Annotated in this window: 13 protein-coding genes; 5 read left to right on the top strand and 8 right to left on the bottom strand. The window is 53.8% G+C overall.

The window, feature by feature from the left end; translation table 11 throughout:
- Positions 1–144: 144 nt before the first annotated feature.
- On the top strand, positions 145–1,251 hold the full coding sequence (locus tag PUZ33_RS22820) for a hypothetical protein (protein ID WP_058681071.1): 1,107 nt from the start codon (positions 145–147) through the stop codon (positions 1,249–1,251).
- Between the two features lie 52 nt (positions 1,252–1,303).
- Here the strand turns inward: PUZ33_RS22820 and pgaD are convergent, their stop codons facing one another.
- From pgaD to pgaA, 4 genes are read right to left on the bottom strand one after another with little or no spacing between them, the layout of a single operon-like run.
- The gene (pgaD, locus tag PUZ33_RS22815; protein WP_013098699.1) at positions 1,304–1,732 is read right to left on the bottom strand and encodes a poly-beta-1,6-N-acetyl-D-glucosamine biosynthesis protein PgaD; all 429 of its coding nucleotides are present in this window, start codon (positions 1,730–1,732) and stop codon (positions 1,304–1,306) included.
- Complete coding sequence (pgaC, locus tag PUZ33_RS22810; RefSeq protein WP_058681067.1) at positions 1,729–3,060, bottom strand: poly-beta-1,6-N-acetyl-D-glucosamine synthase; 1,332 nt, start codon at positions 3,058–3,060, stop codon at positions 1,729–1,731. Before pgaC ends, pgaD begins: the two co-directional genes overlap by 4 nt.
- Complete coding sequence (gene pgaB / locus PUZ33_RS22805; protein WP_058681068.1) at positions 3,053–4,990, bottom strand: poly-beta-1,6-N-acetyl-D-glucosamine N-deacetylase PgaB; 1,938 nt, start codon at positions 4,988–4,990, stop codon at positions 3,053–3,055. Before pgaB ends, pgaC begins: the two co-directional genes overlap by 8 nt.
- Before the next feature lie 8 nt (positions 4,991–4,998).
- Positions 4,999–7,437 carry a poly-beta-1,6 N-acetyl-D-glucosamine export porin PgaA gene (gene pgaA, locus PUZ33_RS22800; protein ID WP_058681069.1) on the bottom strand — a complete coding sequence of 813 codons (2,439 nt, stop codon included), beginning with the start codon at positions 7,435–7,437 and terminating at the stop codon, positions 4,999–5,001.
- A gap of 670 nt (positions 7,438–8,107) precedes the next feature.
- Here pgaA and PUZ33_RS22795 point away from each other — a divergent pair.
- Complete coding sequence (locus PUZ33_RS22795) at positions 8,108–8,635, top strand: LuxR C-terminal-related transcriptional regulator (RefSeq protein WP_050491987.1); 528 nt, start codon at positions 8,108–8,110, stop codon at positions 8,633–8,635.
- An 81-nt stretch (positions 8,636–8,716) separates the two neighbouring features.
- Here PUZ33_RS22795 and PUZ33_RS22790 read toward each other — a convergent pair whose 3' ends face one another.
- Entirely contained in the window at positions 8,717–11,719 is a 3,003-nt protein-coding gene (locus tag PUZ33_RS22790) for an autotransporter outer membrane beta-barrel domain-containing protein (protein WP_058681070.1), read from the bottom strand.
- Between the two features lie 116 nt (positions 11,720–11,835).
- Positions 11,836–12,150 carry a lipoprotein gene (locus tag PUZ33_RS22785; RefSeq protein WP_013098694.1) on the bottom strand — a complete coding sequence of 105 codons (315 nt, stop codon included), beginning with the start codon at positions 12,148–12,150 and terminating at the stop codon, positions 11,836–11,838.
- A gap of 175 nt (positions 12,151–12,325) precedes the next feature.
- On the opposite strand from PUZ33_RS22785, the gene PUZ33_RS22780 reads away from it, so the two are divergent.
- The 3 genes from PUZ33_RS22780 to PUZ33_RS22770 all read left to right on the top strand — a co-directional run bounded on the left by PUZ33_RS22780 (position 12,326) and on the right by PUZ33_RS22770 (position 15,315).
- The gene (locus PUZ33_RS22780) at positions 12,326–12,958 is read left to right on the top strand and encodes a response regulator transcription factor (RefSeq protein WP_013098693.1); all 633 of its coding nucleotides are present in this window, start codon (positions 12,326–12,328) and stop codon (positions 12,956–12,958) included.
- On the top strand, positions 12,955–14,742 hold the full coding sequence (locus PUZ33_RS22775; RefSeq protein WP_029882965.1) for a hybrid sensor histidine kinase/response regulator: 1,788 nt from the start codon (positions 12,955–12,957) through the stop codon (positions 14,740–14,742). The genes PUZ33_RS22780 and PUZ33_RS22775 overlap by 4 nt, the downstream gene beginning before the upstream one ends.
- 246 nt (positions 14,743–14,988) lie before the next feature.
- Positions 14,989–15,315 carry a hypothetical protein gene (locus PUZ33_RS22770; protein ID WP_038983510.1) on the top strand — a complete coding sequence of 109 codons (327 nt, stop codon included), beginning with the start codon at positions 14,989–14,991 and terminating at the stop codon, positions 15,313–15,315.
- On the opposite strand, the gene PUZ33_RS22765 is transcribed toward PUZ33_RS22770, so the two are convergent.
- Both PUZ33_RS22765 and PUZ33_RS22760 read right to left on the bottom strand, forming a co-directional pair.
- Complete coding sequence (locus tag PUZ33_RS22765) at positions 15,293–16,111, bottom strand: DUF4225 domain-containing protein (RefSeq protein WP_014833243.1); 819 nt, start codon at positions 16,109–16,111, stop codon at positions 15,293–15,295. The genes PUZ33_RS22770 and PUZ33_RS22765 overlap by 23 nt on opposite strands.
- A 190-nt stretch (positions 16,112–16,301) precedes the next feature.
- The coding region (locus PUZ33_RS22760) for an IS3 family transposase (protein ID WP_131729156.1) at positions 16,302–16,409 on the bottom strand (108 nt) is incomplete at its 5' end.

The following is a 16,409-nucleotide window of genomic DNA, read 5'->3' as shown; positions in this document are numbered from 1 at the left end:
GAGCCTTCGCAAGGATCGCTTGCGGAGGCTTTTCTTTGTCTCTCTCCACCCTCAGGTTCCTCCCTCAAATCCTGCCTCATGGAGGAAGATTTCTGGCTGCGGCCAGGCCAGGCTGATGATGACCCTCAACCTGATGGACAGCGTATGAACACTTTCACCCATGCCCGCCAGCAAGCCCAGCTCTCTTTTATTGACTCAGCAGAGAATATTGTCGTCGGTGACAGCCGCCATTGCCCGATGTCCCCTGAGAAATTAATGCAGCTTTCGTCTTCCGATCCCTGCGTCGTTGAATGCTTTGATGGCGGCCTTACCGCTCAGGTCCTGCATCTGTGTATTGATGGCAGACACTACACCCTCAAGCAGAAACGACACGAGGCGCTGGTACGAAATACCGATGGCCAGACCTCGTTCCTCAATGAAGTGCAGAGACGAGCTGATTTCACCCGGCTTAAAAACGATCCGTTGTGGGCGGGACGATTCGATCACATCGTACCGACGATTTATGCCAACTTTCGCCAGGGGATTATTCTCTCGCCCTGGTTGCCGGGCCACTCACCAGTAAAGGTCGATGAAGATCTTTTTGAACAGGTTTTATCAACGCTAATGGCATGCGAAGAGGCCGGTCTAATGGAGTGGGATCTGTGTCCCGGCAATCTTCTTATGGATAACGGACATCTCTGGTTATTCGATTTCGGGTATATGTATCCTTTCCAGCCACTGCACAGCTACAACAGCAATGGCCTGCAGGATCCCCTCTTTCACGCCTGCGAGCGTTTTGAAACCCGCTTTTTCTTCGGAAGGCTGCTCGAAGAAAATCAGCCTGAAGCAGTGCAACTGTCGCAGTATCGTGCCCTGAAAAAAGTGGCCCTGAAGCATTATCGCCATAAAAGAGAAAAACTGGCGTCGCAAGGCGCGGATGCGGCGGTACTCGTCTGGCTGGATGCGATTATTGCCAGCTGGCAACAGGCACTACGTGATAATCAAAGCCTGCAACGCGGTTTCACCATTGAGGCGTTTCGCTCACACGTTCTGGATGTCGAGGATGATTTACATGGGCAAAGCTGTACGCCACTGACCCTGAAAAGGATTGAGTACATTACTCAGTTGATCCTGGCGTGTTACGAGGTGTTTAACGAAGGCGGCGCGCTTTTTTACGATAATAAAGATAAAAGTCAGAGAGCGTTACTGGCGCAATATCAACGCAAACGTCAGCTCGCCTGTGACGCTATGCAGCCACCGTATAAGCGCTGAGAGTGACCCGCAGAAACAGCATCCGCAGGGAGAACCTGCGGATGCCTGAGGTTTATTCCTCGTCCTGCTGACTGATTTTCAAATCAATGATGCGACCGATCTGGTCATGATAGACCGTCAGCAAATTGTACTGGCTCATCTCTGAGATGATTTGCGGCGTCACGTTAAAGCTGCGGGCCAGCTCGTCGTGCTTAAGCGTTGCAGGGCGGCGATGTCGTCTTGCATGCGCGCGGCGGCGATTATATTGATACCACAGGATCAGCAGCCAGCCGTTTAGCGCGGCGATCAGTAAATAGATCAGCACCGTCTTAAAGGAGGCAATAATCACGCCCCAGCGGTAGTCGCTCTCGTTGGTTATCTGCATCCACAGGTTGGCATAGAGGAAAAAGAGAAATCCTCCCCAGGCCAGCAGGGTTAACGCTGCATCAAACAGCCGGGGCACCAGCCGATGTTCAGTCAGGATTAACGTGTTTTCGTTCATTGAATACTCCCTTTACCTCTGTCCGGACTGATCCAGCGCGCGCGTGAGCGCTGGCGTTTAAGCATGACCTTTGGGAAGGCGACGAGGGTAGTGAACAGGCCGATCATCCAGTACACCATCGGAAACCAGATGATCCAGAAAAGCGAACTCGCCACGTTACGTTCATAGCGTCGCTCGATATACAAACTGACGAGGAACTGCAGCAGGCACATCACCCCCAGCAGGAGCCCGGTGAATTCCGGCGGGAACAGGCTCGTGACGGTCAGGTTTGCCGGGAGCGGCGTGAGGGTGCTTATGATAAATAACAGCACCGTCACCGCATACGCGAACGCCCACAGCGTTGACAGGGCGTACTCTAAAAACAGCGGCCACATGCGATGATGCTCCCAGCGCACGATCTTGCGAAGATTGACCAGAAACACCTCCGCGCCGCCCTGAGCCCAGCGCAGGCGCTGTTTCCACAGCCCTTTTAGCGTCTCCGGCATCAGGATCCAGCACAGCGCGCGCGGCTCGAAAAAAATATCCCAGTGGCGAAGCTGAAGCTTCCAGCTGATGTCGATATCTTCGGTGATCATATCCGGGCTCCAGTATCCCACGTCCGCCAGCGCCTGACGGCGAAAGGCCGCGATGACGCCAGAGACGGTAAAGACCCGGCCATAGATCCGCTGCGTGCGTTTGATGAGTCCTATGATGGAGGAGAATTCGCCCACCTGAATGCGGCCAATCAACGTGGAGCGCGTGCGAATACGCGGGTTCCCGGTCACGGCGCCCACGTGGGGGTAGTGGATCAGCGGGGCAACCAGATAAGCGGCGGTATCGCGATCGAGCAGGGCATCGCCATCAATACAGACCAGAAGGTCTCCCCGGGCCGCCGCTGCGCCCGCTTTCAGCGCCACGGCTTTCCCCTGATTCTCCGCCAGATGAATGACGCGCAGACGCGGCTGCTCCTGCGCCAGCTGTTGCAGCACCTGCGCGGTGTTATCCGAAGAACCATCGTTGATGGCGATGACCTCGATATTCGGGTAACGCTGGGCCAGCGCGGCACCGATCGTCTCCCGGGCGTTGCGTTCCTCATTGAAACAGGGAATGAGGATCGAGATTAACGGATCGCCCTCTAACGTCGGGGCGGGCGTTTTTCTGTTCCATGACCAGTGTCGTTCAAGCTGAAACCAGAAATAGAGCCCCCCGGTGATCCAGAATACGGACATGAACAGGGGCCAGAAGAAGACAAAATCCAGAATCAGTTCGCCAGTAAAGAGGGCGGCCACGCCTAATGGCAACCCAAATACCAGGCATAAAATTGAGAAGGCGATAAGGCGATCAGTCATTGTCAGGATACCAGTACGAAGAGAATTCAGGCCTGATACGGGAAAGATCAGGTTGGTTATGGATGAAATCGTCGGGGTAGTAACCGTAATGTTTGCTGCCGTTAAGCTGGAGCACGCGCATCCACTCCGCCAGACGACTGTCGGGTACGGCGCGTTGCGGTGTCTGCGCCCAGTCACGGGTCTGCAGCTCAAAAATGGTTTTATTCAGTGCACCCGGGCGTTCGGCGACGGTCTTAACCAGACGCGTTAGCCAGGCGTTGCTCTCGTCAGTCGGGACGGACTCCATCAGCGGCATGGCCATTGGCACCGTCCAGTCATACTCCGCCAGGAAGTCATCAAGATTCTGCGCAAACCACGCCTCGCTCGCCGGGTCGAGGATCGGCAGGGCGAACATATTGCGCGCGGTTTTTATCTGCGGACCGCGGATATGCTTCACCGCCAGGCTCAGGGCGTGGGTAAACCCGATTAGCGTCTGGCTTTTCTGGCGCGTTGTCTGCTGCCCGGCATCATCCTGATCCGTCAGCACCGCATCGTCATGGAACAAGATCCCATTGAAGCTGGCATAGCGGGCCAGATCTTCATAGATTTCGGTCACCTGCTGTCGAACCTGCGGATCCCACGGCGAAAGCCGGGTATAGGGCTCGGTGGCGACGCGTACCTGGCCCGTTTGCCGATCCCGACGCTGCACGCGCGGCAGTGCAGGGGAGAGATCGAACGAGAGAACCGGCATCCACGCGTAGACTTTTACGCCCGCGCGGGTTTGCAGTTGCCAGGCGACAAAGTTAAAGAGATCGGCACGCACGGGCAGCCGACGGTTGGGGAAGTAGAGCGCGTTAATCGTACCGTTGCCGAGGGGATCGGAAAATGCCTGCAGGAAAACATGGCTGATTTTCATGTCGTAGACCCGCTGGATCAGCGTGTTGATGTTTTTGGTCTGCTGAGCCGGGTCGGGGTCATAAACGTAATCCAGATCGACATGCATCACGCGCACAGGGTCGGTCTCCTGAATCTGCGCGATGCTGCTGGCAAAGGCTTTAAGCGAGGGATTCCCGGAGATTAACAGGCGCGGGATGTTGTCCAGGTGACGCACATCTGCCAGCCCGTCCTCAAGGGTAAAGGCCAGCTGATAACCCTGCTGTCTGGCAATGGCGAGCGACGTGCCGTTGGCTGCACCGTAGGGCCACACCCAGGCACGCGGCGCTTTGCCCGTCACCTGCGCGATTTTTTCGGTGACTTTCCGCACGTCATCGCCGATGCGCTGGCTGAACTGCTGGTCAGTTTCGTAACGCCCTGTCGCGTTATCGTAAAAGCGGCTGGCAATAGCCGGTTCGCGGCTTCCCTGTGGATTGGCCGGTATACCGTAATGCGAAGCCCAGGTATGCGAGCCGATCTCAATCAGCGGGGACTGGCTTAACTCGCGCACCATATCCCACGTCGCGAAACGGTCCCGGGGTGTCATCAAACCGCCAAAATTCACGTTTTGATGTGCTGGCGTATCCACCCAACTGCCTACCGGGGCCCACAGCGCGGGCACATTCCAGGCCTGGATCAACGGCCAGACGCGGGTATAAAAGCTGCTGTAGCCGTCATCAAAACTGAGCAGAAAGGCCTTTGGCGGCAGCGTTTTTTTACCGTCGTGGGCATCCAGAATATCCTGCACGCTGATGGCGTTATACCCGTTATGCACAAGCCAGCTTATCTGCTCGTTTAAGGCGCTGGTCCGCACGGAGAGATAGCGCTGATCGGCGGCGTCATCTTCCACATCGTGATAGGCCAGCACGAGAAAGTGATTCTTCGGCCAGGGTTTACTGGCTTCCGGCTGAGGTCTCTCGTTGGGCGAAATAAACGAAATGGCCTGGGCGCAGACGCTCGCGCTGAGGCATAACCAGCCGATGATGAGCAGGCCCACAGGAAAACGAATGGTCAACATATTCATCCTTAAAACCGTAAAGTCGCATCGAAAGTGACGGCGAGATTGCTTTCTCGTTTGCCGTCGTAAGGGCGCTTATCCCAGTTCAACATCACGCCGGTATCCACGACGTTGTTCCATTGAACGCGTTGCCCGTAGCCGAGCAGGGTGATGGCGCCATCAGACTGATTTTTCTGCCAGTATCCTCCGGCTCCGGCGACCAGTTGCTGGCTCCAGAGGGTGTCGTAATAGCGGTACAGCTGATGATCGACGGACAACGCAGCCGTCGCGGACAGATCCCGCTCGGGGTTGTAATAGAGCGTATCCCGCTGGCTATTCGCGCTGGCGGAGATGCCTGGTTCAAGATCCAGCGTCAGGGTCGGCGTTTGCCAGAGCCGCTCCTTGCCGGTGAGGGTGTACTCCTGTCGGCGGTTATGGTCGGAAAAATGGCTGATGGCGGCGCTGAGCTGGTACTTACGACGTTCGTTCTGATACCAGCGCACCCAGCCTTCTGCGCGGTCTGCACGGATCCCATTGCGTAATGCCCGCAACGGCGTGGTGCGTGACAGACGTTCAAGGCTGCCGCCAGATTGCCAGCGATCGTTCAGGCTGTACTGACCGGAGAGGCGAGCGCCAGGCGTGTGGGTGCCGTGATAACGGTTGCCGGAGAGCTCCGCTTCAAGCCAGATATCCCGGGACCGCCATTCGACGCCGCCGACCAGATGGCGGCTGGTGCCTTTGCCTTCGTCAAAATTGCCCTCGGCAAAGCGGGTGCCGCCAAACAGTCGCCAGTTATCAGCGACTGGTGGGCCATAGAGCGTGGCGTCCCAGTTCAGATCGTGAGTCCCGCTGACCGGGTTGTCGGAGTGCAATCCCTTGCCTGCATTCAGACGCAGTTCAGACATATGATGCACATTTCTGAGCCTGTCCAGGCGCTGGACGCTGCGGTCACGTGGCGCACGGGCGAGCACGTCGTCGGTCAGGAGTTCCATTTGTCGCCACTCCTGCAGATCCATCGCGACGTAAGCCTGCTGCTGCTCCAGCTCTGTATTTGACGGCTCCAGTACCTCCGCCATTTTGAGCTTTTGCTCTGCCGCCCGTGGCAGGCCACGAGCCTGAAGCAGGGCGGCATAATCAATCTGTAGCCCCTGGTTGCCGGGTGCCGTGGCAGCCAGACGGTGCGCCACGGCTTCTGCTTGCGGCAGGGCATGGGTTGCCAGCAAATACTGAAACGTGAGCGACTGGCCGATAAGCCATTGATCGTTGGGCTGGGCGGTTGGCGAGCCGTAATCGTAGCGAGCCCAGGGAACGTTGCGGGTCATCTGCGCAAGATAGTGACGGGCGGCCTGATACTGTCCGGTGTCCAGATATGCATAGAAAAGCTGATGTTCTTCATCCTGTGGGTTACGCGCATAGTCAGGATACTTTTGCAGGAGTGCCAGGGCTGCATCGGCGTTTTGCTCCTGAAGATACGCAGAGATCACCCAGCCGATTGCCCAGCCCGGCACCGGATGGTGAGCTGACGTCAGCGCACGATATTCAGCGATCGCCTGCGGGTAATCACCATGCGCATATAGCGCGCCAAGACGGTCGACGCGGGCGCGAATGATATCTTCTGCCGCCTGCGGTTCGTGTTGCCAGCGGGCAAGCAGGGCGTCATAGCGATTCAGTGCGGCTTGCGCGAGACGCAGGCGCTCTTTTTCCGTCCGCCCAGGCGCATCGGCAAGGCGTACCTGTTCGGCGGCGGCGTTAAGTTCAAGCTGGCGCCGTTGTGCGGGCGGCAGAGAAATCCCCTGTGACAGCCGCAGGGCAGGCGTACTGACCCGGTTATCGTTCAGGGCGTCGACGAGCGCCCTGAGCAGTACGTGATTCTCGGGGGCGCTCTTCAGGGCGCGGGTGTCCGCTAATAGACGATCCCAGCTTTTCCCCTGGCGTAAGTACACATAGGCGAGCGTCTCAAGGTTTATCTGGCTGGGGTGGGTTGTTACCCGTTTTTGCGCTTCCTGCAGGGCCAGCCGATCCATGCGGGCATCGGCAAGGGTTTTGATATACCCGATACGGTAGTCGTCATTCTCCGGTGCAAGGCTACAGGCCTGCTTCCAGAGTGCGAGCGCAGGTTGCCACTGCTTTTGATTTCTCCTGGATTGCGCGGCTGCGGCCACTCCCCGGGCGGGCAGGGGCATATAAACGTGATAGCGCAACCACACCTCAATAACCTCATCATCGCGTCCCGCCCAGGAGGCAACCTGCAACCAGTCTGCCACTTGTTCTGGCGTCAGAGCATGCTGTTGTTGATAACGCTGCAGGTAATGGAGAAACGAAGTGTAATTACCATTACGCGCCTGCTGAATCTGTTGTTCATATACGGATTCGGCAGCCTGAACCAGAATGGGAAACAGTAATAGCAGACACAATAATTTTGGAACGCGGTAAAAGAATAAAGTATTGAAGCGAAGTGATCTTTCCATATCTATTTGCCATTTGTTTATCATAAATCCATTGCGCAACACGGCCGCCTTTATACGTAGCGTTAAAGGCCATAAATGAGAGCGTAAAATGTGAATGCAGTTACGTTATGAGGTACTTACTTAAAGGTAATTATGGATCCTTATCGTTATGGACCGGTGAAAGGTAATGTACACCTGATATGTTGACGGATAAATATGTTGAAAAGCTGGGTTGTTGTTTTGAGATAATTCTGTATCCGGGTGATTTTTATGATTATTTTTAACGGAGCCTATATTTGTAATGCGTTGATATATAATGTATTTATTTTTATTGTGACGTTTTTGTTTATATTTTTAATGCGGCTTTGGTGCATAAATTAAAGTACTTTCTGGTGCATGTTTGGGAAGTTTCGTGACAAAAATTCTTAATATCTTGAGAGGTGACTTTTCTGCGATTGTTTTTTACTTATAATTAATAGCAGACATTGAGTGATAGTCTATGGGAAGTCTTACAAATCAATGTGCGTGTCGAGGGATGATCAAAGCCAGAATACATTTATCGTTCATGTAAAAGCGCTATAAAACGAAGGCGTCTTCTTTCTGAAGGGTCGTTCTTGCTTTAATCTAAAAGGGATGGTTAGTGGCAACTTCAATAGTGTTAGTGACACAGGATCGCTACCTCGTCAGAGGAATGAGGATATTTTTTCCGGATATTATCCTGCTGGACTCGATTGACAGAAAGATATTTGATAACAGTGCAGATGAATATTCTGTGCTGATTGATAGCCGTTCACCGCTCCGTCTGTATGATTATCTGATACGCCATCCGGCCAGAACGAGAAAAACAATCGGCTGCGTCATGCTCGATATGCGGCACCGGGAGGAGAATCAGCTCAGCATGAGGATGTTTATGAATACTGCGCTTCCGGTGGCTGACATGGCGTCGTTGTTTAATCTGGTGCTGAATATGAAAGGCAGGCGCCTGACGACCAAATGGCTGCTTAACTTACGGTTGAGTACCCATGAAGCGATTATGCTGCGGTTGCTCAGGGCGGGCATGTCGATGGAAGAGGTGGCGGAGGAACTGGACACCTCGATTAAAAGTCTTTACCGGACGCGAACGGCACTCTCTGAACGACTGGGGGCGGAGAATTTTAACGAGGCATGTTTGTTTATCTTTAAAAACAAACTGCTGGATGGAGATGGGAACGATCCCTGATTGGGTTATAAACCAAAAGAAAAAACCGCCACGAAGGCCGGGTCGACGTAGCGCAACCCGGCACTTCAGCATTGATATCAATCAGAACGACCAGCGCAGATTAGCGTTAACCGAGTTGACGCGGGTATCGGCACCATATTGCCCCTGATAGCCCACATCCAGCGTCGCTGCACGCGACAGTTGTACGCTCACGCCGATATCACCCACCATCACGTCCTCATCCACGGCCTGACCCTGGGTAATGAACGCGTCGCTGCCCGCAAATGCCATACGCGAAGAGGTATTCTTATCGCCATAGGCGTGCTGCCAGCCCAACGAACCGTAGAGGTTAACGTTCTTCGGCAATCCGGTCACACCACGCACCCCGAGCGTGGAATAGAAGGTGTTCATGGTTTCATTGTGAACGCTCAGCGCGGCGGCACCGCCGTCTTCCCTGAAACTGTCGGTATGCAGTCGAATCCAGGAGAGGTTAACAAAGGGCTCGACATTCATCTCTGGCTGGCCGAAACGGTAACCCGCTTCGGTGAACGCCAGCAGCGAGTTGGCGTCGTAATCAGACTTCAGCCGATCCGAGAAGCCGCTGAAATCAACATTGCGCTCGCCTTCGATCTTGTGCCAGGTGTAACCCAGTGCGCCGCGAAGGGAGAACGCATCCTGTTGACCCGCTGCATACAGGCCGAGGTGATAGTTGTCGGTATCTGTTGAGGAACGACGGCTGTCGACGTCGTAATCACCGCGGCTGTAGCCGAAGTAACCACCGACACGTACGTTATGATCCGCCAGCTTACGATCTGCCCCCAGCAGGAAACCGGTGGTGTTGCCGTCCAGCTTGCCCACGTTACCGTCGCCGCTGTTTCGGCTCCAGGAGCTGAAGGTCTGGCCCCAGACGCCATTGTTTTGCGGCTCCGGCTGCTGCACCAGCGACATCGCTAACGGTGGTATCGGCAGGCTGTCGTTATCAAACGCGCGCTGCATACGCTGGTTTAACACGTTAAACACCTGCGTGCTGCCGGCTATCAGGTTGGATTGCATTGACGGATAAACTTCTCCGGACAGCTGGTTAAACGCCTCGCGCGCTTCCGGTGCGCTCAGCACCAGTAGCGAGTTATACAGCGCCAGCGACGGGCCGCTTTGCGTCAGCGTGGAGAGCGCCCCGGCGGTATTCCACTGGTTGCTGCTCCTGGCCACGGTCTGGAAAATCCCTGGCTTGCCGCTGCCAGGATTTTCTCCGCCGGGGTTTTCACCGCCCGGATTCTCACCGCCCGGGTTTTCGCCTCCAGGGTTTTCTCCTCCTGGATTCTCACCGCCCGGGTTTTCGCCGCCGGTCTCTTTCTGCGCGATGGTCAGATCGACGGCGTTAGTGCTCTGCTTGAGCGCCACGTCCAGGAAGGCGGATTTGGATATTGCTCCGGCGAACTGACCGTCAATGCCCCCGTCGGAAGTTAAAATGCGATAGCTTTGTCCCGTTTTATAGCTGGTTTGCGGATCCAGCGCGGTGACCTGTACTTTAGCCAGATCGCTGATGGTGGTTTTGCCCGATACCAGCAGTTGGTCGCTGCGGCCATCTCCCGCGATATCAACGTCATAAAAAGACTCGCCCACAAAATTCAGATAGCGTTTCAGCGTCAGCGTGCCGATATCGCCATCCCCTGGTGAGATATGCCCACCGGACAGGATCTCGGTCTGGCCCAGCGTACCGTTGCCGCCCAGCGTTCCGCCGGCCTTGATTGACGCGGCGCTGCTGTAACCCAGCCCATTGCTGACGTCTGAACCCGCCGTCGCGTTGAGGATCAGCGTACCGCCGTTCTCGGCGCTAAGGGTCTGAATCTCAAAAATATCGTCTTCTGGCTGGGTGTTGATGTTGCTGGCAATAATGACTTTGCCACCGCGTGCGGTCACGTTCGCCTGAAGCGCTGAAAGATCGCCGTTCAGCGTTGTCTGCCCGGAGGTATTGATCACCTCACCTTCGCCACTCATCTTGTTGCTGAAGACGTAGTTTTCGTCGGTATGGTTGAAGTAGACATAGCTGCCGAACAGCCCGCCGCGCAGGCTGATTGCTGTCTTCGCATCGAGGGTACCCGCGCCGCCTGCCGTACCAAGCGTTGGCTCAGTGATACCCGTGCCGGTGTCCATGTTGCCGCGGCTGCCGATGATGAGCGCCCCCCGGTTCGAACCGGAGCCCGATGTCCCTACAATCAGCGCATTGCTGCCTGCGGAAAATGAACCGCCGTCAATAACCGACAGCACGCCATTGCCATAATCGCCCACGCTAACGCTGCTGTCGCTGGTAAAGCGCGAGTCTTTGCCCGCAATAACCAGCTCGGCGGTTTTCCCTGCCCCGGAGACGCCCGCCACCTGCACGCCGCCCACGTTAACCGCTCCGCCGTTCAGCACGTCCAGGTCGCCATTCAGCGTCAGCGTACGGCCAACATTCCACTGTGAGCCGCTCCCCGTGACGGTGGCTTTTGGGATCAGCGTGTCGGTTTCATCCGGCCCGGTACCATTGCCGATGCGTGCATCGTAGGTGGTATTGAGCGCGGCGCCGTCCTCAATCGCCAGCGTGGAGCGTGCGCCCAGATCGGTACCTACGCTAAGGAAATTACTGGTTACGCGAGATCCGGCGCCCGTGGCGATAAGGTGGCTGTCGTAGCCGCGGGTGGTGCCGACAACGATCTCTTTTGCGCTCGCCAGCGCGCCCTCTTCGACTCGCAGGGTGCCGAGCCCAAGATTCAGGTCGCCGCGCAGGACGTACTGATCGTTCACCGCGTTAAGCTCAGCGTTTGGCCCACGGACTGTGACCACGCTTTCATAAATTTGGCCGTCGAACAGCCGACCGATATTGATGTTATAGGCGGTGATTTTGCCATTATCGATCAGCAGGTTTCCGCGTTGATTGCGTCCAACGTAAACGTCTCCGGTGTAACCCAGCGTTTCGGTAATACGTGAGTCGCCATCAAAAATGGCATCGGCTGCACGCGCGAAATCGGCAGGTGAAAGCAGTAACAGCGGCGCGGAAAATAGAGCGAGGTAAAGCCTGGAAAGCGGCGTCTTTACCGCTAAAGAATGCGATGTAGAGTTATTCACAGGGTATCTCCGTACTCATTAGCGTGATGTCTGGAAAATCGGTTTTATATGAAAAATGCGATACGACAGAAAAAGTAAAAGGCGTAATATGTGTACGCCTTTTGATGTGAAGTTAATTATTTATGGGTGACCACAGGTGTACAGGTTGGCGCGCTCAGCGTCGGGGCGGATCCTAAAATCCCTGGCATCATCATCGATGAGCAATCGAAAATACGCCCTTTTTCCGTCGTAGCGCGATAAGACAGCTTTTGCCCTCCCAGTGCATCCGGTTGGGCGCCATTAACATTGGTCACGGTTATTTCATCCGATGAGCCCAGCCCCAGCATTTTAGCGGTTTCCGCCTGCAGAAGTGGAATGGCCTGATCGGTTTTTAGCGTAGAACAACCGGCTAGCATCAACGTAACGGTTAAAAAGAGTAGTGGTTTTTTCATAAATTATCCTTTATATCCAATCAGTTAATTTCGCTGATTGTATTTATGTTTTCTATTACTCAAATCTGCGAATAATATATTTCCCTTTCCTAATCGAAAAAACCCTCCTAAAGTAGGGTGGGTAGATAATAATTCATCCGTACTCTCTAATATGCGAAGGTAAAAGGAGGATCCTTTGGGGCAGAATTATGCGTTGGTCGTTGATGACCATCCATTGGTAGCAAGCGGTATCGCCAATTTTCTGATTACACATTGCCGATTTAAGCAGGCGAGTGTGGTGACGAATGAGGATGATTGCTACCGTCAAATTAGGGATAATGGCCCGCCACGTTTGCTGGTAATCGATTTTTGGCTCTCGTCCGGTACCGCGTTGAAATTACTCAAAGAAGTAAAACAACTTTACCCACAGGTAAGGCTCCTGGTGGTTAGTGGGGATGACAATAACGATATCTGGCAGAAAGTTCACGCCGCCGGGGGGCACGGTTTCGTATTGAAAAGCGAGCCACCTGAAATGTTTTCACGGGCCGTTTTTGCCCTCACTGATAATCTCACCTGGTTTCCTGAGGGAAACGAATTTTCCGTTGAGTCGAATAATGAGAAGTTAAGTAAATTTAACTTAACGCCGCGACAAATAGACGTGTTAAATATGATTATGCGTGGCCTGCCAAATAAAAGAATTGCCGCGCAACTTTCTATTTCTGAGCCTACAGTCAAAGAGCACATCAGCAATATATTGAAAAAGATAGGCGTTAACAGTCGGGTCGAAGCCATCACGCTTCTGCATGGCAAACGGGAACCATCGGAATGAGATTTTTACAGAGCTTACAGAACGCTGGCATCTCTCCTCCCGCGCAGATCCGTTTGCTAAATAATACCTTTTTGCGGCTGGTGTTCAGTTTCAGCGCTGTCCCTTTCGTCGGTATTCCTTTCGCCATCTGGATTAATTTGCTGGGCGATGAACTCGGCCCAACCATTACCTGGATAATTATTTACCTGCTATGTGCCGTGGCGATCCGAATATTGCACCGACGCTACCAGCGCGAAGCGAAAGAGCATGATGAAGCGGACGTCCTGCGCCGCTGGCTGCCGCGTATAAATAAGATCGCTTTTATTCACGGGCTGGGGATTTCATCTCTCTATTTAATTACGCCGCAGACGCAGAACTTTGACTTTTTCCTGCTCCTCAATATCAGTATTGCCGCCATCGTTGCCGCCAATGCGACGCATCTGACGCCGGTCATCAGCACCTTTACATGCTTTTTCTTCGCCTCCTGGGGGGTACTGAATCTTGGCATTATCTGGCGGCTGGACGATCTGATGTTCATTGTGCTGATGTTGAACCTGCTGTACGGCTTCGCCATTTACCGCCATGCATTAACATCGCACGCGTTCTTTATTCAGCAGGCGCTGCTTGAGGAAAAAAGCTCACGCCTGGCAGAACAGTTTCGCCAGGCCAAAGAGGAAGCTGAGCAGGCGCTGCTGGATAAAAATCAGTTCCTGACGACCGCCAGCCACGACCTGCGCCAACCGGTACACGCCATGGGGTTTCTGATCGAAGCGATTATCCACCGAAACCAGGACGACAGCCTCACGCCCCAGCTTCTTGATCTGCAGCAGAGCGTCCGCTCGGTGCATTTGATGTTCAATTCCCTCCTTGACCTCAGCAAGATTGAATCCGGGAATGTGCTTACTGCCCCTGCCAGAGTGGACATCGGCGCGCTGCTCGACTCGGTGATCACGCTGTTTCGCGAAGAGGCCAACAGCCGTGCACTCAGGCTGCGCACCTGGCGGCCTAAACGCCGCATCTACGTGATGGGCGATCCGCTGCTGGTGCGACAATCGCTGATTAACCTGATTCAAAATGCCCTCCGCTACACGTTACAGGGCGGCGTGCTGGTCGCCATCCGACCACGTGGTGACAGGTGTATGGTGGAGGTGTGGGACACAGGTGTCGGTATTGCCGATGACGAGAAAGGTAAAATCTTCTCACCTTACTATCGCCCCGAACTGGCCTGGAAGATCGACAGTGCAGGACACGGGCTGGGTCTGGCCGTCGTTGCCCGCTGTGCCAAGCTGATGAAGGTGAAGTACGGGATGCAATCCATTGAAGGTAAAGGTTCACGCTTCTGGATGTGCTTTACCCAATATGCTGGCGAAGAGATCGCGCCGGAGATGCCACCCGCCTATGACAACATCGCCACGCCGGTACGCTATGCGCCGCTGCACGGTTCCTGTCTGGTGGTTGATGACGACCCGCTGGTGACGTCTGCCTGGGAGAGCCTGATGAGCATCTGGGGAATCAACGTGCGCTGTGCGGCCTCCGCTGAAGAAGCGTTTGCTATCATCGACGATGGCTTCACGCCGTTCGCCGTGCTGTGCGACCAGCGTCTGCGATCCGGCGAAAGCGGCTTCGACATCCTGAAAGCGCTATTTGAACGTCTGCCGGACATGAGTGGCGCGATGGTCAGCGGCGAATTTAATTCGCCGGTTCTGCTGGAGGCGGAGCAGGAAGGGTACATGGTGCTACGTAAGCCTCTGGAGCCGGCTAAACTGCATGCGTTGCTGACACAGTGGTCGGGGAGTCGTGGATAGGGGAATAGACAGCAGCGTTGAGCTTCACTGCCTGCTCCCGGTCGCCAGGCTGTAAGGCCAGCTAGCTCGCGGTGTCCTGCACGTTTCTTGTACCAGGTAGATGTCAGTTTTCGAGCGTATACTCTAAGATATGTTCAACTAGTTGATATAAATATAAATTTGACGAATATCGTCAGGTAGCGATTTATCCGTCAAATTAAGTTAAACTTCGTCCCAGGTTCAGTGAGTTATGGGACTGATAACAGAATGACCAGCGAAGAAGCACTTTTAAAATCAGGTTTTAGCAAACGAGATCTTCAAAAGCTAAAAAACAATATTGAGAATTACGGTGGTTCGTTTGATAGCGTAACTCATGATCTGGCCAATCGTTTTAAGGCAATGAAGTGGATAACTATTATTGCCTTCATCATACTGGCTTTAACTCTTTTACTTGCATCTAAGGATACAAGTCTGACACTTGCGCTCACGTTATTGATTGTACTACCTTTTATCTGGTATATAACGCCAGCAAAACTTGGCTACAAATCCTGGCGTTATCGTAAAATGCAGACTAATTCTGGGACGGATCGCTGACGGACAACAGATCAAAAACAATCTTAGCTTTCACGCCATAACCCGCTATTTTCATTGTTAGCTGCGGGCGGCTCAGTGTGCTTACCTTTCGGTAATAGTCAGCAGGCAGATATCGAAACAGTCGCCAGGTACCAGGTCGCCGTAACAAGCCAAAAATGGTGTACGCATTAGCGGCCAGTGAGATTGATTTGTAGACGCCTAACCCATTCTCACGACTAAAGCCCATAAACTCAGCTGTAGACATCGCGGCATTCGCGACCAGCCCTTCACTGGTAGTGTTGTGAGTTGCGTAGCGAGCCACTTCTTTACTGATGCTGTTTGCCCCGTCAGTAACCAGTATCGCACCAGCAAGAACCCCGAGAGGGGTCATAGTGCCAATGAGGGTAAGCCCCGCAGCTATTTCAGCACCGGCCAGCACAACACTAACTGCCGAGATCACATATCCAACAATTTTGTTATTCTCTCGGATGAACTCGACTTTAGCGTAAAGTTTGGCTGCCCTCGTTCGTAATAAACGAGCTTGTTCCAGGAGGTTACAGTTTTCTTCTCTCAGAACTTTAACGCATTCCATGCATTCTTCATCTGATTTAGCCCGACGAGCTAATGTAAACTGTTGTTCTATGAGGTCACGAATTTCCTGAATAAATTTCATTCGAGTCAGACTATCGCTGAGATGAAAAGCCGACAGAGTGTTGGCTGTATTTACCAGCTTCCTGGCTTCCATATTCACCATAGTTTCCGCCCAGGCTTTATTTCTTCCACCTGAGTGCATCATGTTAAGTAATGCTGCATCCATTGTAATTTCTCTCCATTGCTTTACCGGCCACTGCTTAAACTGATAAACGACTCCCCATGACAGCCATGCGTACCAACGCACCATATAGTAGCAATGTGGTTACGTGGTCTGAAGCAGAAGTCACTTCACGCATACGTGACGCCATTCTGTCGGGCTTTGTGGGGTTGATATGTGAATCGCCACGGATAATCTAGACACTTCCGAGCCGTTGATAATACTGGTTTTCATATTCTGTCGGTGACATCTGTTCGCTAGAACCATGCCGACGCTTACTGTTATAAAACATTTCGATGTAATC

It is taken from the genome of Enterobacter cloacae complex sp. 2022EL-00981, assembly GCF_028737495.1.
Lineage (GTDB): Bacteria > Pseudomonadota > Gammaproteobacteria > Enterobacterales > Enterobacteriaceae > Enterobacter > Enterobacter cloacae.
Note: the sequence above shows the minus strand (reverse complement) of the source record. Positions and strands in the feature narration are given on the sequence as shown.